Origin of the sequence: Actinacidiphila sp. bgisy167 (assembly GCF_965342175.1) — a bacterium.
GTDB lineage: Bacteria > Actinomycetota > Actinomycetes > Streptomycetales > Streptomycetaceae > Actinacidiphila.
The window spans coordinates 1-21,162 of the sequence record NZ_CBDRBL010000058.1 but is presented as its reverse complement, the minus strand read 5'-3'; the positions used below and the strand labels follow the sequence as shown (position 1 = coordinate 21,162).

The window sequence follows — 21,162 nt, the reverse complement described above, 5'->3', positions numbered from 1 at the left end:
CGCCGGGCACATGGGCGCTTCGTCAGCCGGTGAGGAGCACACCGGCGTAGGAGACCGTGGCGATGAGGGTCCAGGAGACCAGGCCGACGGCGGCCACCCGCGGACCGGTGCGCGCCAGGGCGCGCAGGTTCACCATGCTGCCGAGCCCCACCATGGCCATGGCCAGCAGCAGTTGCTGCAGCCGCTCCGCGCCCTCGAGGACGCCGGCCGGCAGAATTCCCGTGCTGCGTACGGCGATCATCACCAGGAAGCCGACGACGAACAGCGGCAGCAATGGAGTGCGCCCCGCGGCGGCGTCGGGCTTCGCGGCGCCGGAGGCTGCGCGCCGCCTGCGGCGCAGGGCGTAGGCGACCGAGGCGACCAGGGGCGCGAGCAGCGCGACCCGCATCAGCTTGACGAGCACCGCCTCTGCGAGCGCGGCCGGGCCGGCGGTCTGCGCCGTCGCGACGACCTGGCCCACGTCGTGCACACCGGCCCCGGTCCAGCGGCCGAACTGGATGTCGTCGAGACCGAGCGGGTGGTGGAGCAGCGGCAGCACGCCGATGGCCAGGGTGCCGCAGAGCGTGACCAGGGCGACGGACGCGGCGACGTCCTCCTCGTCGCTGCCGGTGACCTGGCTCACCGCGCCGATGGCGGAGGCGCCGCAGATGGAGTAGCCGGTGGCGATCAGCAGCGGCTGGTCCCCCCTCAGTCCCATGCGGCGGCCGAGCCAGAGGGTGCCCCAGAAGGTGGCGGCCACGACGCAGACCACCATGGCGGCCGTGGCCCAGCCGAGGCCGAGCACGTCGTCCAGGCCCAACTGCAGGCCGAGGACGACGATGCCGGCCCGCATCAGCCGTTTCCCGGCGAAGGTCAGCCCGGACCGGCCCCGTCCGCGCGTGAGCGCACGCAGGCCCGGCAGGTTGGCGGCGGCGATGCCGAGGACGACGGCGGTGGTGGGCACCGGCACGGCGGGCAGCAGTGCGTGCAGCGCGCTCGCCAGGGCGGCGCCGAGGGCCGCGGCCGCCACACCGGGCAGCACGGCCGCGACGGCCCGGCGGCGTCCCGCACCGCGTCCCGCGGAAGGCTCGGCAGGGGCGGGGGCGGTCGTGGCAGGGGCGGTCGTGGCAGGGGCGGTCGTGGCAGGGGCGGGGGCGTGGGTGCGGAGGTTCACGGTTCGCCGACCGGCAGCCGGTAGACGCGCCGCACGCTGGAGCCCAGGCGGGAGACGTCGGCGCCGTAGATGTGCAGCGATATCGCCGTGCCGGGGCCGCCGTTCCACACCTCGTGGATGTCACCGGGCGGCGCGAAACCGCAGACCTCGCCCTGGGCGTTGACGACGTCCCGGGTGGGGACGAGGCGGGAGCCGGCGCCGTCGGGGACGAGGCGGTAGCGGCGCTCGTGCTCGCGGCCCTGGTGCACACCCGTGACGCACCAGGAGACGTGGTCGTGGATGGACGTCCGCTGCCCCGGCAGCCACACCAGGGCGACGACGGAGAAGCTGCCGTCCTCCTCGGCGTGCAGGATGTGCTGGCGGTAGCGGTCCGGGTCGCCCTCGGTGTGCTGTTCGGCCAGCAGGTCGGGCGCGCCGAGGTACGGCGCGAGCCGTTCCCCCACCAGGTGGGCCGTGGGGCCGGGTGCCAGGCCGCGCCCGACGGCGTCGCGCACCTCGTCGACGAGGCGGGCCAGCCGGGTGGTGGGCGCCGAAAGCGCCGGAGCGGTCGTGGAGGTCATGTCCGCAGCGTCCGTGCGCGGGGATCCGCACGTCCACTGACAGTTCCTTCACCCGGCTGTGCCCCTCCTTATGGATGGGGCCCGTGGGCGGTATGGCCGGGTCGCCGTGGCGGATCCTCGTCGTCGGGTCGCCGTCAGCAGCCGCTGCGCCGCTCGGCGACCGTCCTGAGCGCGTCGACCACCACGGACGCCGCCGGGATCCGCAGGCGGTCCCGTGGTACGTAGGCCGCGATACGGCGGCGCGAGACCGGGTCCAGCGGGCGCCCGACGACCCGTTCCAGCCGCATGAAGGACAGCGCCAGTCCGGGCATCATCGCGACCCCCAGCCCCTCTGCGACCAGCGACTGCACCACGAGGTTGTCGTCGGTGGCGAAGGCGATGTCGGGTGCGAAGCCCAGCTCGGCGCACTCGTGGAGGAAGTTGACCCGGCAGCGCAGGCAGCCGGCGATCCAGCGCTCGCCGGCCAGGTCGCCCAGCCGGACCGAGCGGGCACCGGCCAGCCGGTGCCCGGTCGGCATCAGGACCATGAGCTGGTCCTCCAGCAGCGGGATCTCGACGAGGTCGTCGGGCACCGCCTCGTGCAGTCCCGGGTACGTGAACGCCAGGGTGATGTCGCACTCACCGCGGGTGACCCGCTCCAGCGAGTCGGGCGGCTCGTCCCCCAGCAGCTCGACCCGTATGCCCGGGTGCTCGGCCGCCACCAGGGACAGTGCCTCGGGGATCAGGGTGGCGTTGGCGCTGGGGAAGGCGCACAGCCTCACCCGTCCGGTCTCGAGCCGGGTGACCGCCCCTATCTGCTCCCAGGCCACGGACATGCTGTCGAGGATGGTCTCGGCGTGCCGCGCCAGCGCCTCGCCCGCATCGGTCAGCCGCATACGCCGCCCGACGCGGACGAAGAGCGCGGTGCCCACCGAGCGCTCCAGGGCCTTCATCTGCTGGGTGATCGCCGGCTGCGTGTACCCCAGCGCCGCGGCCGCGGCCGAGTAGGAGCCCGCCGTGACCACGGTGTGGAACGTCTTGATGTGTCTGGAATCGAACACCCGTGAATCATAAGAGGAACTTGGGGTGATCCCGCGCGCGGCTACCTGAAGCTTCTGGGAGCGCCGCGCCGGGCGTGTCCGCGACCGCAATCCGGTGCGCCGTGTCCGCTGCGGGTCCACCATGTCCTCACGGTCACAACCACACCGCGAGGAGCCCTCCTTGAGCGCAGCGCGAACCGCCTCGTCCCGCCGGTATCTGATGTGTCCTCCCACCTACTTCCGCGTCACGTACTCCATCAACCCCTGGATGGACCCCACCAAGCCGGTCGACCCCGCGCTCGCCCAGTTCCAGTGGGAGGACCTCCGCGACCGCTACCGCTCGCTGGGGCACACCGCCGAGTTCCTGCAGCCGCTGCCGGGCCTGCCGGACATGGTCTTCGCCGCCAACGGCGCCACCGTGATCGACGGCCGGGTCTTCGGCGCCCGCTTCGCCAACGCCGAGCGGGCCGCGGAGGCGCCCGCGCACCGCGAGTGGTTCCTGAGCCGCGGCTACGGCGAGGTGCACGACCCGCAGCACATCAACGAGGGCGAGGGGGACTTCGCCGTCACCGAGAGCTGGCTGCTGGCCGGGAAGGGCTTCCGCAGCAGTCCGCTGTCGCACGCCGAGCTCCAGGAGTTCTTCGGCCGCCCCGTCATCGGCCTGGAGCTCACCGACCCGCACTTCTACCACCTGGACACGGCGCTGTGCGTGCTCTCCGGCGACGAGATCATGTACTACCCGGACGCCTTCTCCCCGGGCAGCCGCGCGGTGCTGCGCCGGCTCTTCCCCGACGCGATCACCGCCGGCCGCCAGGACGCCATGGCCTTCGGGCTCAACTGCGTCAGCGACGGCCTGCACGTCCTCGTCCCGTCCGGGGCCACCGGGCTGCTGCGCCCGCTGCGCGAGCGCGCCTTCGAGCCGGTGCCGGTGGACATGTCAGAGCTGCACAAGGCCGGCGGCAGCGTGAAGTGCTGCACCATGGAGCTGCGCGACTGAGCGTGATACGAAGGGGCGCATGTCGCAGCAGCTGCCCTCCCGCACCTCGTACGACGCCGTGATCGTCGGTGGCGGCCACAACGGCCTGGTCGCCGCCGCCTACCTGGCCCGCGCGGGCCGCTCCGTGCTGCTGCTGGAGCGGCTGCCCGGCACCGGCGGCGCCGCCGTCTCCACGCGCGCGTTCACCGGTCTGGACGCACGGCTGTCCCGGTACTCGTACCTGGTGAGCCTGCTGCCCCGGAAGATCGTCGAGGACCTGGGACTGCGCTTCGCCGTACGGCGGCGGCGCATCTCCTCCTACACCCCGCACGGCGACGGCGGGCTCCTTGTCGACACCGGGTCCCCGTCCGCGACCCGGGAGAGCTTCGTCCGGCTGACCGGCTCCGACCGCGATCACGAGGCCTGGCAGCGCTTCTACGGCATGACGCAGCGGGTCGCCGAGCGCGTCTTCCCGACCCTGACCGGGCCGCTGCCGTCCCGGGCCGAGCTGGAGCGCATCGTGGACGACCCGGAGGCCTGGTCGGCGCTGTTCGAACGGCCGCTGGGCGAGACCGTCGAGTCCCTCTTCGAGGACGACGTGGTGCGCGGCGTGGTGCTGACCGACGCCCTGATCGGCACCTTCACCCATGCGCACGACCCCTCGCTGCTGCAGAACCGCTGCTTCCTCTACCACGTCATCGGCGGCGGCACGGGCGACTGGGACGTACCCGTCGGCGGCATGGGCGCCCTCACCGACGCCCTGGCGGACGCGGCACGCGCGGCCGGCGCGGAGATCGTGACCGGCGCCGAGGTCACCGCCGTCGAGACCGACGGCACCCGGGCCGAGGTGTCCTTCGAGGGCGGCGTGGTCGGCGCGCGGCACGTACTGGTCAACGCCTCCCCGTACGCGCTCGCCGGGCTGCTGGGCGAGACGCCCCCGCAGAAGCCGGAAGGCGCCCAGCTGAAGGTGAACATGCTGCTGAGGCGGCTGCCGCGGCTGCGCGACACCGCGGTCGACCCGCGCGACGCCTTCGCCGGCACCTTCCACATCGCCGAGTCGTACACCCGGCTGGAGCAGGCCTACCGCGAGGCGGCTGAGGGAGCCGTGCCCACGGCGCCGCCCTCCGAGATCTACTGCCACTCGCTGACGGACCCCTCGATCCTCTCCCCGGAGCTGGCCGCCCAGGGCGTGCACACCCTCACTCTCTTCGGGCTGCACGCCCCGGCGCGGCTGTTCGCGGACGACCCCGCGAAGACGAAGGAGACCCTGCTCGAGGCCACCCTGGCGCAACTGGACGCCGTGCTCGCGGAGCCGCTGGCGGACTGCCTGGCCGTGGACACCGACGGGCGGCCCTGCATCGAGGCCAAGTCCCCGCTCGACCTGGAGCGGGAGGTCGGCCTGCCCGGCGGGCACATCTTCCACCGGGACCTCGCCTTCCCGTACGCGGAGTCGGGTGGCGGCGCCTGGGGCGTGGGGACCGCGCACGCCAACGTGCTGCTGTGCGGGGCGGGCGCGGTACGCGGCGGCGGGGTCAGCGGTGTGCCGGGCCACAACGCGGCGATGGCGGTGCTGGGCGCCTGACGCGGCGCGCGCTACTCCTGCTCGGCCGCGGGCGGCCAGGTCTCGCCCCAGGCGACGTCGCGGGCCGCGCGGTACAGCGGCCCGTGCCGCTTGGTGACGGTGTCGCGGCGCAGGCCCTCCTCGACCGTGCACAGGTCGATGAGGACCTGCCCCTTGCGGATCTGCGGGTGCCGGACGACCCGGTCCGGTGCTCCGGGCGGCGCCGCGGGGAAGCGGGCGGCGGCGACGTAGCTGAACTTCTCGTCCTCGTAGGGCAGTGAACCGCCCTTGACCTGCCGGTGCAGCGAGGTCCGGGCGACCCGCGCCGCGAAGTGGCACCAGTCCGGGGCCTGGACCGGGCACGTTCCGTCGTGGGGGCAGGGCGCGAGGACGTGGAAGCCGTCCGCGACGAGCCGGTCGCGTGCCGCGAGGACCCGCGCGTAGCCGTCGGGGGTGCCCGGCTCGACGACGAGCACGGCACCGCGCGCCGCCCTGGCGGCCTCGGCGACGACCGCGTCCCGGTCGGGTCCGGTCAGTTCGCCGATGACGTACGACAGTGTGACCAGGTCCGCCTCCGGCAGCCGGGCGCCGCTGCCCAGCGGCGTCTTCAGCCATCGCGCGTCCCGCACCGCGGCGTGCTCCGCGTCCGCGGCCAGCTCCCGGCCGAGCGAGAGCGCCGCCTCCGACCAGTCCAGGACCGTGCTGGTGTGCGCCCCGTCCTCCCAGGCGTCGGCGACCGCCCAGGTCGCGGCACCCGTCCCGCCGCCCACGTCCAGGTGGCTCGCCGGCGCCCACTCCCCCGCCCGGGCCCGGAACTCCGCCAGCGCCGCACCGACGGCGGCGTGGGTGGCCGGCATCCGGTACGCCGCGTAGGCGGCCACGTCGGAGCGGTCGCGCAGGATCGGGGTGCTGCTGGGCGTGCGCCCCCGGTAGGTGGCGATCAGCCGGTCGACGGCCTGGGTGGCACGGCCGGGCGGGAGCCCGTCGAGGAGACCGGCGAGGGCGGATTGCAGAGATGACACAAGGGTCAAGGGTAAGGCCCGCTCGGGTCGGGCCGGCGCGGTCGGCGGAGCTCCTGTCGCCCGGGACGCGGTCGGTCGGACCGCTCCGCCTCCACGGCTGCGGCTGACGGGCCGCGGCGGGGCCTGACGACCGTTCGGGCACGCGGGACGGGGCTTCGCGCCCGCGTTCGGCTGTCCCGCCGTCTCGCGGCCTTCGGACGCACAGCGGCGGGGGCTGAGGCCTCCTTCGACGGCGCGGCCACCCCACTCCCCGCCACTCACCGACGCCGGGCCACGGCTCGCCCCAGGCTCTGGCCCGGAACGCCCGCCGGTACGCACAGCCCTGGCCGAGCTCTTCCGTCGCGGCCCACAGCTCGACGGCTCTCGCCCGCCGCCGCTCCTGCAGCCGGTCACGCGCAGCCCGCCCGCCGGCGTCCCGGCGCGGTCGCCGGCCTCCGGCGCATCGTCGACCGTTCACGCGATCGTCCCCGGAAGGGACGGCCTAGGATCAGCCGCCATGACCTCTTCGGGCGACCAACCAGAGCATGTGCGAGGGGACTTCGGCAGGCTGTGGGGCGCCTACGCCGTCAGCGCGGCGGGGAGCGCGGTGGGGTCCGGGGCCCTTCCGCTGGTGGCCGTTCTGGCGCTGGACGTCACTGACTTCCAGGTCACCCTGCTGGCGGCGCTGTCGGCGCTGGCGGGCGCCGCCCTCACCCTCCCCCTGGGGGGCCGGGTGGAGCACCACCGCAAACGCCCCGTCATGGTCACCGCCGATCTGCTCCGCTTCCTGGTGCTGCTCAGCGTCCCGGTCGCGGCGGCCCTCAGCGTGCTGACCTTCGCGCAGCTGTGCCTGGTGGGCATCGTGCAGGCGGCCGCCGCCATCGTGTTCGGCGCGGCCAGCACCGCACACCTCAAGGGCCTCGTCCCCTCGGGGGACCGCCTGCGGGCGGTCTCACGGCTGGAGACGACCAGTTGGCTGAGCCAGAGCGCGGGGCCGCCCGTCGGCGGGTTGCTCGTCACCGCCTTCGGGGCGACGGTCACCCTCGCCGTGGACGCGTTCTCCTTCCTGCTGTCCGCCCTGGGCGTCCGCATGATCCGCCGCCCCGAGCCGGAACCACCGGCGCGGACGCCCTCGAAGGGCCGTGGCCGGGACATCCTGGCGGGGTGGACGTACATCCTGGGGCACCGCGGGCTGCGGCCGCTCTTCTGGAACGCCATGCTCTTCGGCGGCGCGATCATGATGAGCAGCCCGCTGATGACCATCCTGATGCTCCACGAACTGCGCTTCACGCCCTGGCAGTACGGACTGGCGCTGGGGCTGCCCTGCCTCGGCGGCGCACTGGGCTCCCGGCTCACCGCCCCGCTGACCGGCCGACTGGGACGGCATCGGGTCCTGCTCGTCTTCGGGGTCCTGCGCACACCCTGGCTCCTGCTGTCGGCCTGGACCCCGGCCGGCGCCCTCGCGCCCGTCGTCCTGATCACCGCCGACACCTTCCTGCTGGCGGCCGCCGGGGTCTTCAACCCCTCCTTCGCCACGTACCGGATGGCCGCGACGGCGGACGGCGTCCTGACCCGGGCGGTCACCGCGTGGTCGGTGAGCTCCCGGACGGCCCAACCCCTGTCCATGCTGTTCGGCGGCGCTGTCGCGGCCGTGGCGGGCGTCCGTGCGGCACTGGTCGTCGCGGGCGTGCTGTGCCTGGCCAGCGCCGTGCTCCTGCCGTGGCGCGCGCCCCTGTCCGCGGCCGGCGACCCCGGGGAGCCGCAGGGTCGGGAGCAGGCCGCGCCCTCGGGGAAGACCGCCACGGCGTGAGACACGGGCGCCGCGGCCGCGCGGGCGACCTCACCGCGACCCGTCGGGCTGGCGCCGGTGGCCCGTATACGGCGGCGGAACCCGGCAGACCCCCGCCGGGGCGCACGCACCGCACGCCGGGGCGCGCCCGGAGCGCAGCCGCGGCGCACCCAAGAGCCCGCCGACCTCGCGCCTTCCGCGACAGTCCGCGGGACCGCGCCGTACCCGAGCCGGCGCCACCGGGGGACAGATCAAGCCGAATGTGAACTTCAGGACAACTGACCTCCGAAATTCCGTAAACCACAGCGAACGCACAATCGTTTGCCATAGCGTTCCGGGTTACGACGGCGCACGGCTGCTTGGGGAAGCAGTAGTGCGCCCACGTTTGTCGCGTTGTGCCAGGGGGGTCCATGCGGCGTGTCGGTATACCCAGTTCAGGACCGTTGGATACGTCTCCCGCGCTCGGCGGCAAAGCCGCCCCGCGCGGGCTGAGCGACAAAGCCGGCTGGTACCTGCCGGCGGCACTCGTCACGGACGCGGCGGGGGTCGCGCTTCCGGTCGGGCTCGTCTTCGACGCCGCACTCCAGCCGCATCCGGTGCTGTGCGCCATGACGGCCGCGGCCGCCTGGCTGACCGTCCAGGCCGCCCGGCGCCGGTACGCCCAGCGGGCGCTCGGCGAGTCGCGCAGCGGGCTGTCCGTGCTCTACGACTGGCTGGTGCTGCTCGGTGTGCTCGCGGTCGTCCGCGCGCTGCTGGGCGAGCAGTCGGAACCGTCCGTGGCGCTGCTCGCCCTCGCCCCGGGTCTGCTGCTCACCACCGTCCGTCGGAAACTGATCTACGGTCATCTCCTCGCCTCCCGGCGCGAGGCGCACGCGGTGCGGCGCGTCCTGGTGATCGGTGAGCCGAGCGCGGCCGACTACGTCGTCGACCAGCTGGCCGCGCGCACCGACCACGAGTACGTCGTGGTCGGCGTCATCCCGGTCGGCCTGGCCAACCTCGAGTGCGGCGCTCCTGTGGCCGCGCGGCTGGAGTCGCTGGCGCCGGCGCGGCCGAGCGCCGATTCCGGTGCGGTGCTGACCGCGGCGCGGGACGTCGGCGCCGACCTGGTGCTGGTCGCGCCCGGGCCGCGGATGGCCGGTGAGCGCCTGCGGCAGTTGTCGTGGTCCCTGCACGACGCGGGCATCCCGCTGGCCGTGCTTCCGGGCCTCACCGATGTGGCGGTGCGGAGGGTGGAGCTCGACTCGGCCGCCGGGCTCACCCTCCTGCACATCAGCCCGCCGCTGCGGCGCGGGATCCAGGTGGGCCTGAAGGAGGCGCTGGACCGCGCCGGGGCCGCCGTGGGACTGCTGCTGCTGTCCCCGCTGTTCGGCCTCATCGCCGCGGCCATCCGGCTCGGTTCCAAGGGGCCGGTGTTCTACCAGCAGGTCCGGCACGGGATGAACTGCGTGCCCTTCACCATGTGGAAGTTCCGCACGATGGTGACGGACGCGGACGACCGCAAGCCCGAGCTGGCCGCCGCCAACGAGAGCGACGGCCTGATGTTCAAGATGCGCCGGGACCCGCGCGTCACGCGGGTCGGGCGGATCCTGCGCCGCTGCTCACTGGACGAACTGCCGCAGCTGATCAATGTGCTGCGGGGCGAGATGTCGCTGGTCGGGCCGCGGCCCCCGCTGCCGGAGGAGGTAGCCCGCTACGACGAGGTGGCGCTGCGCCGGCTGTCGGTGAAACCCGGCCTGACCGGGCTGTGGCAGGTCAGCGGGCGTTCGGACCTCTCGTGGGACGAGACGCTGCAGCTCGACCTCCGCTACGTGGACAACTGGACGTTCACCAGCGACGTGGACGTGATGGCCCGCACCTTCCGGGCTGTCGTGGACGGCCGCGGGGCGTACTGAATGTCAGGCAGCGCACGCGTCCCTCCACCAGCGGTAGGTGGCGGCGATCCCGTCCCGCAGCGGGATCGCCGGCTTCCAGCCGAGGGCGGAGAGCCGGGAGACGTCGAGCAGTTTGCGGGGGGTGCCGTCGGGCTTGGTGGTGTCCCAGGCGATGCCGCCCTCGTAACCCGTGACCTCCCTGACGGTCTCGGCGAGCTCGCGGATCGTCAGGTCGCTGCCGCAGCCGATGTTGACCGGCTCCTCGCCGTCGTAGTCGCGCAGGAGCACCGCGCACGCGGCGGCGAGGTCGTCCACGTGCAGGAACTCCCGGCGCGGGCTGCCGGTGCCCCAGAGCACCACCTCGGGGGCGCCGTCGCGCCGCGCCTCGTGGAAGCGGCGGATCAGGGCGGGCAGGACGTGCGAGGTCTCGAGGTCGAAGTTGTCGCCCGGGCCGTAGAGGTTGGTGGGCATCGCGGAGACGAAGGAGGCGCCGTACTGCCGCCGGTAGGACTGCACCTGGACGATGCCGGCGATCTTGGCGAGCGCGTACGCCTCGTTGGTCGGCTCCAGCGGGCCGGTGAGCAGGGCGTCCTCGCTGATCGGCTGCGGCGCGTGCTTGGGGTAGATGCACGAGGAGCCGAGGAAGAGCAGCCGGCCGACGCCCGCCGCGTGCGCCCCGGCGATCACGCTCAGCTGGATGCGCAGGTTGTCCTCGAGGAACTGCACCGGGTAGGTGCTGTTGGCCATGATGCCGCCGACCTTGGCGGCCGCCAGCACCACCGCGTCCGGCCGCTGCTCCTTGAGGAACGCCTCGGTGCGCGCCGCGTCGCGCAGGTCGAGTTCTCCGCGGCCGCGGGTGATCACCTCGTGCCCGTCGGCGGTCAGCCGCCGGGTCACCGCCGATCCGACCAGGCCGCGGTGGCCCGCGACGAAGATCCGGGCGCGGTCGGGCAGAAGTGCGTTCGCTTCGCTCATGGAAGCGAATTCTGCCAGCAGGGTTCACCCCATGGCGGGTGATTCCCAACATCAGCATCCAAAGGCAACATAACCGACCCTAGGGGGGAGATCGCATGGGCAAGAGCGCCCTGATCACCGGTGTCACGGGCCAGGACGGCTCCTATCTGGCGGAGCTGCTGCTGGACAAGGGGTACACCGTCCACGGCCTGGTCAGACGGTCGTCCAGCTTCAACACCGAGCGGATCGACCACATCTACCAGGGGCCGCAGGAGGCGAACCGCTCCTTCGTGCTCCACCACGCCGACCTCTCCGACGGTGTGGCGCTGGTGAACCTCCTGCGCGACCTGCGGCCCGACGAGGTGTACAACCTGGGCGCCCAGTCCCACGTCCGCGTGTCCTTCGACGCCCCGCTCTACACCGGGGACGTCACCGGCCTCGGCTCGATGCGGCTGCTGGAGGCGGTGCGGGCCAGCGGGGTGGAGACCCGGATCTACCAGGCATCCTCCTCCGAGATGTTCGGCGCCGCCCCGCCGCCGCAGAACGAGCGGACGCCCTTCCACCCCCGCAGCCCGTACGGCTGCGCCAAGGTCTACGGCTACTGGGCGACGGTCAACTACCGCGAGGCGTACGACATGTTCGCCGTCAACGGCATCCTGTTCAACCACGAGTCCCCGCGCCGCGGCGAGACCTTCGTGACGCGCAAGATCACCCGGGCCGTCGCCCGCATCAAGGCCGGCCTGCAGGACCGCCTCTACCTGGGCAACCTCGACGCCGTGCGCGACTGGGGCTACGCCCCGGAGTACGTCGACGCGATGTGGCGGATGCTGCAGCGCGACCAGCCGGACGACTACGTGGTCGCCACCGGCGAGGCCGCCACCGTACGGCAGTTCGTGGAGACCGCCTTCGCGCACGTGGACCTCGACTGGGCGGAGTACGTCCGCTACGACCCCAAGTACGAGCGCCCCAGCGAGGTGGACGCGCTGATCGGCGACGCGAGCAAGGCGGAGGAACTGCTCGGCTGGAAGCCCTCCGTACGGGTCGACGAGCTGGCCCGGATCATGGTCGACGCCGACCGCAAGCAGGTCGAGGACCAGCTCGCCGGCGTGGCCGTGCGCATAGACCGCTGAGCCGCGCCCCGGAGGACGCCGCCTCACGCGGCGGCGGCGTCCGGCGGGGCCCGGGGAACCACGGATGGGTGGCGACACCGTCGACGCCCGGCCGAACCAGCCCTCCCGCGGCCACGTCAACGGGCAGGCCCACGAGGCCGCCGTCCACCCGGGCGTGCCGGCCGCCGCCCAGGTCGCCCGGCACCACGCCCTGGCGAGCGCACCGGCCGACACCGTCACCACGCTCACCCACGACGAGGACACCTATGTCGACGCCGGTGCCCCCTCGGCCGCCTACGGCACCTCGGGCTCGCCGGCCGTCCGCGGCAGCTCGGCCCACCTGACGCACCTGCGCCTCAGCCTGCCGTCGGCCCCGGCCGGCCAGAGCCTGAAGAGCGCGGTGCTGCGGGTCATGAGCAGCAGCGACCCGGCGGCGGGCAGCAGCGACACCGTCTCCGTCGCGCCCGTCACGGGCGCGTGGACGGAGGCCGGGGTCGCGTACAGGAGCCGTCCGGCGCTGTCCTGGGCCGTGCTGGGCACGCTGAGCGGCGCGACGACGGTCTCCACGTCGTCCACGGTGCCGCTGGACGTCTCCCAGCTCTCCGGCTCGCTGGGCGGCTCCTACGGCATGGCGCCGACCAGTGCCGGCACGGACGCCCTGTGGCTGTGGCCGCGGCAGGCCGCGTCGCTGGCGACCGGACCACGACCGGAGCTCGCCTGCGGCTCCCAAGGAGCCGCAGAAAGCCCCAACAGGGCCCATGTGGTGAGAAGTTGGCGGGAAGTGCTGCCAAAGTCCCCTCCGGGCCGCCCGTCGCGGCGTAGGCTGCCGTGACAGGCGGCCCGTTCCCGGCCGCCGGGGGGCTGCGAGGGCTGGGGGGCTCATGCGCACATGGGGAAGACTGTCCGCTGCACTGGTGCTGACGACGGCCTCACTGGCCGGCGCAGGGGTCGCCGCGGCGCCGACCGCCGGGGCGCTCACCGCGCCCGTGGCCATCACCGCGGACCCGCTGCCGACCTGGCAGACCAACGGCGTGGTGTGGGCGATGGCCCAGCAGGGGGGCACGGTCTTCGCGGGCGGCACCTTCTCCACCGTCCGGCCCCCGGGGTCCGGCGGCACCACGCAGTCCGCCGTCAACTTCGCGGCGTTCAACGCCGCCACCGGCGCCCCGACCAGCTGCCGGCTCTCCTTCACCATCGGCTCCGGGAGCGCGACCGTACGCGCCCTGGAGGTCTCACCGGACGGGCGGACCCTCTACGCCGGCGGCTGGTTCAACGCCGTCAACGGAGTGGGGGTCAGCAGCCTGGCCGCGATCGACATCGCGAGCTGCACGCCGATCGCCTCCTTCCGGCCGTCCTTCTCGGCGACCGTGCGGGCGATCGACGTCAGCGACGACACCGTCTACGTGGGCGGTGACTTCACCTCGGTCGCGGGCCAGTCCCGGTCGCGCTTCGCGGCCCTGACCACCGGCGGCGCCCTGCGCCCGTGGAACCCGAACGCCGACAAGCCGGGCCGGGCGGTACAGCTGAGCCCGGACGGCGGGCACGTGGTGCTCGGCGGTGACTTCGACACCGTCGGCGGCACGGGCTCGCACGCCCTGGCCGTGGTCGACACCGGCGATGGCGCCCTGACCAGGGCCTACCCTGTGGGGTTCATCCCGGCCACCTCGGTGGTCAAGGACCTCACGGCGGACGCCACGGCGGTCTTCACCGCCAACGAGGGCACCGGCGGCGGCGTCTTCGACGGCCGCATCGCCCTGAACGCCGGCGACTTCGGACAGCGCTGGCGCGACACCTGCCTCGGCGCGACGCAGTCCGTCGAGGTCTACAAGACCGTCCTGTACAGCGGTTCGCACGCGCACGACTGCAGCAGCATGGGCGCCTTCCCCGACCAGCGGCGCAAGCACCTGCTGGCGCAGTCGGTGGACGACCCGAAGCTGCTGCCGTGGTTCCCCGACACCAACGACGGCATCGGCGAGGGCATCGGCCCGCGGGTGATGACCACCGCCTCCTCCGGCGGCACCGACTACCTGTGGGTGGGCGGCGAGTTCACCACCGTGGGCGGCGCGGCCCAGCAGGGCCTGACCCGCTTCGCCTCCGGCCCGGACACCGGGGCGCCGAGCGTCCCCGAGGTGAACGTGGCGAGCGTCCGGCCGGGCCAGGTCACCGTGCGCTGGCGCAGCAGCCTCGACCTCGACGACGGCACCCTGACCTACCGCGTCTACCGCAACGGCTCCAGCACGCCGGTCCACACCACCACCGGCTCCTCCCTGCCTTGGGCGCGCCCGCAGCTGACCTTCACCGACACCACGGTCACCCCGGGCGCCACCTACTCCTACCGGGTCACCGCGAGCGACGGCACCAACACCAGCGCCCTGTCGGCCGCCCAGTCGGTGACGGCCGCATCGGCCACCCAGGCCTACCCGGCCCGCGTGCTCGCCGACGGCGCCACGCTGTACTGGCGGTACGACGAGGCATCCGGCCAGTTCGGCGCGGACTCGTCCCCGGGCGACGACAACGCCGTCTACCTCAACGGCCCGCTGTACCGGCAGACGCCGGGCGCCGTGGCCGGCAGCACCGCCATGGGCTTCAACGGCAGCAACGACTACGCCTACAGCGACGCCCGCCACGCCCGCCCGAGCGCGTACAGCATCGAGACCTGGTTCAAGACCACGACCACGGCCGGCGGCAAGCTCATCGGCTTCGGCGACCGCAACGTCGACGACAAGCTGAGCGGCAGCTACGACAAGCACATCTACATGACCGACAACGGCCGCCTGGCCTTCGGGGTGTACTCCGGCGGCACCCGCACCATCACCACCACGGGCGCCTACAACGACGGCGGCTGGCACCATGTGGTGGCCACCCAGGGCAGCAGCGGCATGCGGCTGTACGTGGACGGCGCCCTCGTCGGCACCGACCCCACCACCGGCAGCCAGAACTACTCCGGCTTCTGGCGGGTCGGCGGCGACAGCCTCACCAGCTGGCCCAACCGCCCGAGCAGCAACTTCTTCGCCGGGCAACTGGACGAGACGGCCGTGTACCCCTCGGTGCTGACCGCCGCCCAGGTCGCCGACCACCACGCGCTGGGCACCGCGGGCGGCGGCACCCCGTCCGAGACCGAGATCGCCGTCGAGGCGGCCGAGGACTCGTACGTCAACGCCGGCGCGCCGTCCTCCACCTACGGCTCCACCGGCTCCCTCGCGGTGCGCGGCACCTCGGCGTATCTGACGTACCTGCGCTTCTCGCTGCCCGACGCGCCCGCCGGGCAGGTGCTGAAGAGCGCGCGGCTGCGCCTGCGCACCAACTCCGACACCGGAGCGGGGTCCACCGACAGCCACAGCATCGTCCCGGTCACCGGGAGCTGGACGGAGAGCGGCGTGACGTACACCAACCGGCCCGCGCTCTCCTCCACCGTGCTCGGCACGCTCAGCGGGGCCACGGCGCCGCAGAGCACCTACGAGACGGCGCTGACGACCGGTGCGCTGGCGGGGGCCCTGGGCGGGTCCTACGACCTCGCGCTGACCAGCACGGGAACCGACGCGCTGTGGCTGTGGTCGAGCGAGGCGGCGGGAGCGGTCAACCACCCGGTGCTCGTCCTCACGTTCGGCGCACCCTAGTACACATTTTCTCCAAACGGCGTCCATCGGCCGCATGTCAGCCCATACCCTGCGGTGCACGGGCGGCCAAGCGGGACGCCCGGGGGCATTGGGGCCTTGGGGGGCACATGCGCAAGCTCAGATTCATATCCGCTGCCTTGACGATGGCTGCGGGTTCCCTGGCGGCGGGGGCGGTGGCGTCGCAGCCGGCGGGGGCCCTGACGCCGCCGGTGGCGATGACGGCCGACAGCCTGCCGACCTGGCAGACCAACGGCATCGTCTTCGCCATGGCGCAGGCGAACGGCACCGTCTTCGCCGGCGGCACCTTCTCCTCGGTCCGCCCGTCCGGTGAGGCGGCGGGCGGACCGAACGAGCGGGCGGCGGTCAACTTCGCCGCCTTCAACGCCGCCACCGGAGCGCCCACCGACTGCGCGCTGTCCTTCACCGTCGGCTCCGGCACGGCCACCGTGCGGGCGCTGGCGGTGTCTCCGGACGGCGCCACGCTGTACGCGGGCGGCTTCTTCGGCGCCGTCAACGGCACCCCGGTGAGCAGCCTCGCGGCGATCGACATCGCCACGTGCACCGTCAGGAAGGACTTCGCGGTCGCGGTCAACGCCACCGTCCGGGCGCTGGCCGCCACCGGTGACACCGTCTACCTGGGCGGCGACTTCAGTTCCGTCGACGGCCAACCGCGCGGCAACTTCGCCGCCGTCACCACCACCGGCGACGTCACCGCCTTCACGGCCGACGGCGACGCGCCGGGCCGGGCCGTGGAGGTCACGCCGGACGGTGCGAACGTCCTCCTCGGCGGCGACTTCGACCGCGTCAACGGCACGGCCTCGCACGCCCTGGCGGTGGTCGACGCCACGACGGGCGCCGTCGTGAGGGGCTACGGGTCCTCCTTCATCCCGTCGACCTCGGTGGTCAAGGACATCACGACCGACGCCACCGGCTTCTACACCGGCAACGAGGGAACCGGAGGCGGCGTCTTCGACGGCCGTATCGCGCTCGACCTCGACGACTTCGACCAGCGCTGGCGCGACACCTGCCTCGGCGCCACGCAGTCCGTCGAGGTGTACAAGTCCGTGCTCTACAGCGGCTCGCACGCGCACGACTGCAGCAGCATGGGCGAGTACCCGAACCAGCGGCGCAAGCACCTGCTCGCGCAGACCGTCGACAACCCCGCGAAGCTGGGCTGGTTCCCCGACACCAACGACGGACTGGGCGAGGGCATCGGCCCCCGCGTCATGGCCGTCTCCTCCTCCGGCGGCACCGACTACCTCTGGGTCGGGGGCGAGTTCACCACCGTGAACGGCGTGGCCCAGCAGGGCCTGACCCGCTTCTCCTCGGGTCCGGACACCGGCGTGCCGACCACCCCGAACGTCAATGTCTCCAGCGTCACCCCGGGCTCGGTCGAGGTCCGCATCCAGACCAGCCTGGACCTCGACGACAGCTCGCTGACCTACCGCGTGTACAAGAACGGCGGTGCCACGCCCGTGCACACCACGACGGCCTCCTCGCTGCCGTGGGTGCGTCCGCAGCTGACCTGGACCGACACCGATGTGACGGCCGGCGCCACCTACACCTACCGGGTCACCGCGAGCGACGGGACCAACACCACCGTCAAGTCGCCCACCCAGACCGTCACGGCGGCGACCGCGCCCGAGGCCTACCCGACCCGGGTCCTCGCCGACGGCGCCACCCTGTACTGGCGCTACAACGAGACGGCCAACACCTTCGTCGCCGACAACTCGCCGGCCGGCGCGAACGGCAACCATGTCGGCGGCCCGACCCGCGGTGTGAGCCCCGGCGCGATCGCCGGCAACGGCAGCACCGCCGTGACCTTCAACGGCTCCACGCAGTGGTCGTACAGCGACGCCAAGCGCAACCGGCCCGCCGCGTACAGCATCGAGACCTGGTTCCGGACGACCACCACCGCCGGCGGCAAGATCGTCGGCTTCGGCGACCGGACGACCGAGGCGAGCGCCACCACCGACAAGCACGTCTACATGACCAACGCCGGCCGGCTGATCTTCGGTGTGCGCAGCGGCAGCAACCGCACCATCACCACCTCGGCCGCCTACAACGACGGCGCGTGGCACCACGTCGTCGCCACCCAGGGCACCGGGGGCATGCGGCTGTACGTCGACGGCTCGCTGCAGGCGTCGAACGCCCTGATCACCGGAGGCAACGACTACGTCGGCTACTGGCACGTCGGCGGGGACAGCCTGTCGGGCTGGACCAGCCGCCCGACGAGCGACTACTTCGCCGGTTCCCTCGACGAGACGGCGATCTACCCGAGCGTGCTGTCCGCCGCGCAGATCGCCCAGCACTACACCCTGGGGCGGAACGGATGACCCACCCGCCCCGCCGGGTCGCCGCCGCCGTCCTCGCGACGGCGGCGGCGGTGCTGATCGCCGGCTGCTCCAGCGGCTCCGACGCCGAGGACACCGCCGCCAAGGACGCTCCCGCACCCACCGCCGCCGCCTCCGCCTCCGTACCGGCCCCGGACCGGGGCGCGGACCCGGGCTCGGCGGAACCGACCGCCCCCACCGACCCCGCCTCCGACGCCGTCCCGAGCGGGCCCAAGGTCCCCGAGAGCGAGCTGACCCCGGCCACCGGCTCCTTCACCAAGAAGGAGAAGACCTACCTGGCGGGCCGGGTGCCCAAGGGCACCGACCCCGCGGCCGTGCTGCAGTTGGGCCAGGAGACCTGCGACCGCATCGCGCGCGTCGCCGAGGTCGACAAGGACGCCGCGATCGGCGGCATCATCACCGGGCAGATCGGCGGCGCCAAGGGCGCCGTCACCCACCTGTGCCCGGACCAGGAGGACGTCCTGGCGGCCGCCGAGACGGGATTCGCCGACGGCTCCTACACCGTGGGCGCGACAGCGAAGGCGGGCAGCGTCGTGACGCCCGGCACCTACCGCGCCCTGACCCCCACCAAGGACTGCGCGTGGACGGCCGGCACCAGGGCCGGCACGGCCCACCGGGTCACCATCACCGCGGCCACGAAGACCTTCGACTCGCGCGGCTGCTTCGCCTGGGCACGGGAGGGCCGATGACGGAACCGGACAGCAGACTGCCCATCGTGGTGGCGATACCGACCAAGAACGAGGCGGAGAACATCGCCACCACGGTCGCCTCGGTCATCGACCACGTCGAGGCGGTGGTGGTCGTCGACTCCGACAGCACCGACGACACCCGCGCCATCGCCGCGTCGCTGGGCGCGGAGGTCGTCCCCTACACCTGGGACGGCACGTACCCCAAGAAGAAGCAGTGGTGCCTGGACAACGTCCACCCGCACATCCCGTGGCTGCTCTTCCTCGACGGGGACGAGGTCCCGACACCGGAGCTGATCGCCGAGCTCCGGGAGGTCTTCGCGCGGCAGCCCGTCCTGCCCGCGGCCTTCGACATCCCGCTGCTGTACTGGTTCGCCGGGCGGCCGCTGCGGCGCGGCCACACCGTCGTCAAGCGGTCCCTGCTGGACCGCACCAAGGTGTCGTACCCGGAGGTCGACGACCTGGACGCGCCCGGCATGGGCGAGCAGGAGGGCCACTACCAGCCGCGTGCGGACGGCCCCGTGGGGCAGCTCAAGGGGCGCATCGAACACCGCGACCTGGATCCGGTGCGCACCTGGTTCGACCGGCACAACCGCTACTCGGACTGGGAGGCCTGGCTGGAGCACCACCCGAGCGCCAAAGAGCAGGTGCGCGGGCTGAAGACCCGGCAGGGACGGATCTTCCAGAAGGTGCCGTTCAAGCCGCTGCTCTTCTTCGGCTACACCTACCTCGCCCGGCGCGGCTTCCTCGACGGCCGCGCCGGCTTCGACTACGCCCTCGCCCTCAGCTTCTACCGCTGGCAGATCGGGCTGAAGACGCGGGAGAACGCTCCTTCGTAGCCGTCTCGTAGACGCCCTGGAGGACGTCGAGGACGGCGTCGAGCGACAGCTCGTCCCGGATGAGGCGCCAGGCGGCCTGCGAGGCCGCCTGGTTCGTCTCGGGCTCCAGCAGTTCCAGGACGGCCTTGCCCACGTCCTCGGGGCGGTGCACGACCCGTCCGGCGCCCGCCCGCTCGATGTCGGGGGCGAGGCCGTTGGACTCCCGTACGACCACGGGCGTGCCCACCGACATCGACTCCAGCAGCGACATCGCGAAGGGCTCGTCCACGGACGGCAGCACATAGACGTCGGCGGCGCGGAAGGCCTCCAGCGCCTCGGCGTGGCTGAGCGGACCGACATGCCGGACGACGCGCTCGACTCCCAGCGCGCGGACGGTCTCGAGGGTGCCGGCCAGCTCGCCCGAGTCCGGGCCGGCCAGGACGAAGCGGGCGTCGGGATACCGCTTGAGAACCTCGGGGATGGCCGCCGCGAAGACCTTGGGGCGCTTGCGGGCCTGGAAGCGGGCCAGGTAGAGCACGGTCGGCGGTCCACTGCGGGCCCGCGGGCGGTGAAGCGCGGTGCCGTTGGGCAGCCGTACGGGACGGGCCAGGTGGCCCGCGCCCACGACGGCCTCGAGGTCGGTGCGCTCCCACTCGGTCAGGTGCAGCACGGCGTCGGCGCGACGCAGCAACCGCTTGGTGGCGAGCGCGTCGAGCACCTTGGCCAGCGGTTTCTCACTGGGGTCGATCATCCCGTGGGTCTGCAGCACCAGCGGCCTGCCGCACTGCAGCGCGGCCACGGCGACCGGCAGGGTGATCAGGTCGCGCATCAGGTGGACGTGGACGACGTCCGCCGAGCGCACCAGCCGCCGCGCTCCGGCGAGCAGGGACGGCGAGGTGATCCCGGAGACCTCGAAGCGCGGCAGCACGTGCCGGGCCTGGTAGACCCGTGCCGGCACCCCCTCCACCTCGTCGGGCAGCGCGCCCTTGGGGAAGCCGTCGCCCAGTGTGACCAGCTCGGCGTCGACGCCGCGGCCGCGCAGCCCCCGGGCGAGGTTGAGGGCGACACGGGTCGGTCCGCCGAAGGCGTTGGTGGGCGTGTGCAGGGTGACGACGTGCAGCACCTTCACGGCTGGGGCTCCTTCACGGCTGGGGCTCCTCGAGCGTCCGGGTGCCGTCGGCGGCGTGCAGGGTCAGCTCCGGCAGGTCCTTCGACAGGACGGTGCCGGCGCCGACGACGGCGTGGCGTCCGATCGTCACGCCGGCCAGCACGACGGCCCGGGCGGCGACCCAGGCGCCGTCCTCCACGGTGATCGGCGCGTTGCGGTAGCGGAAGTCGACGGTGCGGTGGTCGTGGCTGCCGGTGCACAGCAGCGCCTCCTGGGAGACGCACACGTCGGCGCCGAGGGTGATCGGCTCCAGGTTGAGCAGCCAGGCGCCCTCGCCGATCCATGTGCGGTCGCCGACGGTCAGCTTCCAGGGCCACAGCACGCGGACGCGGTGCCGGATGAGCACCCCCTCGCCGATGGTGGCGCCGAAGGCCCGCAGGATCGCCACCCGCAGCCGGGCCGGGCAGAACCAGGCCGAGAAGACGGTGTTCATCACCGCGAACCACAATGCCTGGACGGCCTTGCCCCGTCCCTTGTCGTAACCGGCCAGTGTGAAGGCCGAAAGATCACGTGCCGTCATGGACAC

Annotated in this window: 17 protein-coding genes; 10 read left to right on the top strand and 7 right to left on the bottom strand. The window is 73.2% G+C overall.

The genetic code is table 11. The features are described from left to right. Positions 1–22 precede the first annotated feature (22 nt). From ACRWND_RS21130 to ACRWND_RS21120, 3 genes are all read right to left on the bottom strand, one after another. Positions 23–1,153 (bottom strand): YeiH family protein, encoded by a 1,131-nt coding sequence (locus ACRWND_RS21130; protein WP_431951680.1) that lies wholly within the window; start codon positions 1,151–1,153, stop codon positions 23–25. Continuing rightward, positions 1,150–1,713: a cysteine dioxygenase gene (locus ACRWND_RS21125; RefSeq protein WP_431951678.1), complete on the bottom strand. Its 564-nt coding sequence runs from the start codon at positions 1,711–1,713 to the stop codon at positions 1,150–1,152. The genes ACRWND_RS21130 and ACRWND_RS21125 overlap by 4 nt, the downstream gene beginning before the upstream one ends. 134 nt (positions 1,714–1,847) lie before the next feature. After that, entirely contained in the window at positions 1,848–2,753 is a 906-nt protein-coding gene (locus tag ACRWND_RS21120; RefSeq protein ID WP_431951676.1) for a LysR family transcriptional regulator, read from the bottom strand. Between the two features lie 121 nt (positions 2,754–2,874). Between ACRWND_RS21120 and ddaH the strand changes: the two genes are divergently transcribed. Further along, complete coding sequence (ddaH, locus tag ACRWND_RS21115; RefSeq protein WP_431951674.1) at positions 2,875–3,729, top strand: dimethylargininase; 855 nt, start codon at positions 2,875–2,877, stop codon at positions 3,727–3,729. Between the two features lie 19 nt (positions 3,730–3,748). Then, a complete protein-coding gene (locus tag ACRWND_RS21110; protein WP_431951672.1) occupies positions 3,749–5,290 on the top strand; it encodes a phytoene desaturase family protein in 1,542 nt (513 codons plus the stop codon). 11 nt (positions 5,291–5,301) lie between these two features. On the opposite strand, the gene ACRWND_RS21105 is transcribed toward ACRWND_RS21110, so the two are convergent. Further along, positions 5,302–6,291 (bottom strand): small ribosomal subunit Rsm22 family protein, encoded by a 990-nt coding sequence (locus ACRWND_RS21105; protein ID WP_431951670.1) that lies wholly within the window; start codon positions 6,289–6,291, stop codon positions 5,302–5,304. 496 nt (positions 6,292–6,787) lie between these two features. Here ACRWND_RS21105 and ACRWND_RS21100 point away from each other — a divergent pair, with 496 nt between their 5' ends. Further along, positions 6,788–8,080 carry an MFS transporter gene (locus tag ACRWND_RS21100; RefSeq protein WP_431951668.1) on the top strand — a complete coding sequence of 431 codons (1,293 nt, stop codon included), beginning with the start codon at positions 6,788–6,790 and terminating at the stop codon, positions 8,078–8,080. Positions 8,081–8,469: 389 nt separating this feature from the next. Then, positions 8,470–9,951 carry a sugar transferase gene (locus tag ACRWND_RS21095; RefSeq protein ID WP_431951666.1) on the top strand — a complete coding sequence of 494 codons (1,482 nt, stop codon included), beginning with the start codon at positions 8,470–8,472 and terminating at the stop codon, positions 9,949–9,951. A gap of 3 nt (positions 9,952–9,954) precedes the next feature. Here the strand turns inward: ACRWND_RS21095 and ACRWND_RS21090 are convergent, their stop codons facing one another. Beyond that, positions 9,955–10,905 carry a GDP-L-fucose synthase family protein gene (locus tag ACRWND_RS21090; protein ID WP_431951664.1) on the bottom strand — a complete coding sequence of 317 codons (951 nt, stop codon included), beginning with the start codon at positions 10,903–10,905 and terminating at the stop codon, positions 9,955–9,957. A gap of 95 nt (positions 10,906–11,000) precedes the next feature. Between ACRWND_RS21090 and gmd the strand changes: the two genes are divergently transcribed. The 6 genes from gmd (at position 11,001) to ACRWND_RS21060 (ending at position 19,489) form a co-directional block, all read left to right on the top strand. Continuing rightward, entirely contained in the window at positions 11,001–12,014 is a 1,014-nt protein-coding gene (gene gmd, locus ACRWND_RS21085; protein WP_431951662.1) for a GDP-mannose 4,6-dehydratase, read from the top strand. Positions 12,015–12,078: 64 nt separating this feature from the next. Next, positions 12,079–12,825 (top strand): DUF7594 domain-containing protein, encoded by a 747-nt coding sequence (locus ACRWND_RS21080; protein ID WP_431951660.1) that lies wholly within the window; start codon positions 12,079–12,081, stop codon positions 12,823–12,825. Between the two features lie 49 nt (positions 12,826–12,874). After that, positions 12,875–15,610, top strand: a complete 2,736-nt coding sequence (locus tag ACRWND_RS21075; RefSeq protein WP_431951658.1) for a LamG-like jellyroll fold domain-containing protein — start codon at positions 12,875–12,877, stop codon at positions 15,608–15,610. Between the two features lie 107 nt (positions 15,611–15,717). Next, on the top strand, positions 15,718–17,946 hold the full coding sequence (locus tag ACRWND_RS21070; RefSeq protein ID WP_431951656.1) for a LamG-like jellyroll fold domain-containing protein: 2,229 nt from the start codon (positions 15,718–15,720) through the stop codon (positions 17,944–17,946). Continuing rightward, on the top strand, positions 17,943–18,653 hold the full coding sequence (locus tag ACRWND_RS21065; protein WP_431951654.1) for a hypothetical protein: 711 nt from the start codon (positions 17,943–17,945) through the stop codon (positions 18,651–18,653). The genes ACRWND_RS21070 and ACRWND_RS21065 overlap by 4 nt, the downstream gene beginning before the upstream one ends. Continuing rightward, positions 18,650–19,489 carry a glycosyltransferase family 2 protein gene (locus tag ACRWND_RS21060; protein ID WP_431951652.1) on the top strand — a complete coding sequence of 280 codons (840 nt, stop codon included), beginning with the start codon at positions 18,650–18,652 and terminating at the stop codon, positions 19,487–19,489. The genes ACRWND_RS21065 and ACRWND_RS21060 overlap by 4 nt, the downstream gene beginning before the upstream one ends. Here ACRWND_RS21060 and ACRWND_RS21055 read toward each other — a convergent pair. Together ACRWND_RS21055 and ACRWND_RS21050 are read right to left on the bottom strand one after the other, a co-directional pair. Continuing rightward, positions 19,434–20,597 (bottom strand): glycosyltransferase, encoded by a 1,164-nt coding sequence (locus ACRWND_RS21055; protein WP_431951650.1) that lies wholly within the window; start codon positions 20,595–20,597, stop codon positions 19,434–19,436. The two genes, ACRWND_RS21060 and ACRWND_RS21055, sit on opposite strands and share 56 nt — an antisense overlap. 13 nt (positions 20,598–20,610) lie before the next feature. Next, complete coding sequence (locus ACRWND_RS21050; RefSeq protein ID WP_431951718.1) at positions 20,611–21,156, bottom strand: WcaF family extracellular polysaccharide biosynthesis acetyltransferase; 546 nt, start codon at positions 21,154–21,156, stop codon at positions 20,611–20,613. Positions 21,157–21,162 lie beyond the last annotated feature (6 nt).

Excerpts from the sequence above, each read along its gene's own strand:
- ACRWND_RS21125 (WP_431951678.1), bottom strand. The coding sequence starts at position 1,713 with ATGACCTCCACGACCGCTCCGGCGCTTTCGGCGCCCACCACCCGGCTG.
- ACRWND_RS21110 (WP_431951672.1), top strand. The coding sequence starts at position 3,749 with ATGTCGCAGCAGCTGCCCTCCCGCACCTCGTACGACGCCGTGATCGTC.
- ACRWND_RS21075 (WP_431951658.1), top strand. The coding sequence starts at position 12,875 with ATGCGCACATGGGGAAGACTGTCCGCTGCACTGGTGCTGACGACGGCC.
- ACRWND_RS21095 (WP_431951666.1), top strand. The coding sequence starts at position 8,470 with ATGCGGCGTGTCGGTATACCCAGTTCAGGACCGTTGGATACGTCTCCC.
- ACRWND_RS21070 (WP_431951656.1), top strand. The coding sequence starts at position 15,718 with ATGCGCAAGCTCAGATTCATATCCGCTGCCTTGACGATGGCTGCGGGT.
- ACRWND_RS21090 (WP_431951664.1), bottom strand. The coding sequence starts at position 10,905 with ATGAGCGAAGCGAACGCACTTCTGCCCGACCGCGCCCGGATCTTCGTC.
- ACRWND_RS21080 (WP_431951660.1), top strand. The coding sequence starts at position 12,079 with ATGGGTGGCGACACCGTCGACGCCCGGCCGAACCAGCCCTCCCGCGGC.
- ACRWND_RS21060 (WP_431951652.1), top strand. The coding sequence starts at position 18,650 with ATGACGGAACCGGACAGCAGACTGCCCATCGTGGTGGCGATACCGACC.
- ACRWND_RS21100 (WP_431951668.1), top strand. The coding sequence starts at position 6,788 with ATGACCTCTTCGGGCGACCAACCAGAGCATGTGCGAGGGGACTTCGGC.
- gmd (WP_431951662.1), top strand. The coding sequence starts at position 11,001 with ATGGGCAAGAGCGCCCTGATCACCGGTGTCACGGGCCAGGACGGCTCC.
- ACRWND_RS21050 (WP_431951718.1), bottom strand. The coding sequence starts at position 21,156 with ATGACGGCACGTGATCTTTCGGCCTTCACACTGGCCGGTTACGACAAG.
- ddaH (WP_431951674.1), top strand. The coding sequence starts at position 2,875 with ATGTCCTCACGGTCACAACCACACCGCGAGGAGCCCTCCTTGAGCGCA.
- ACRWND_RS21065 (WP_431951654.1), top strand. The coding sequence starts at position 17,943 with ATGACCCACCCGCCCCGCCGGGTCGCCGCCGCCGTCCTCGCGACGGCG.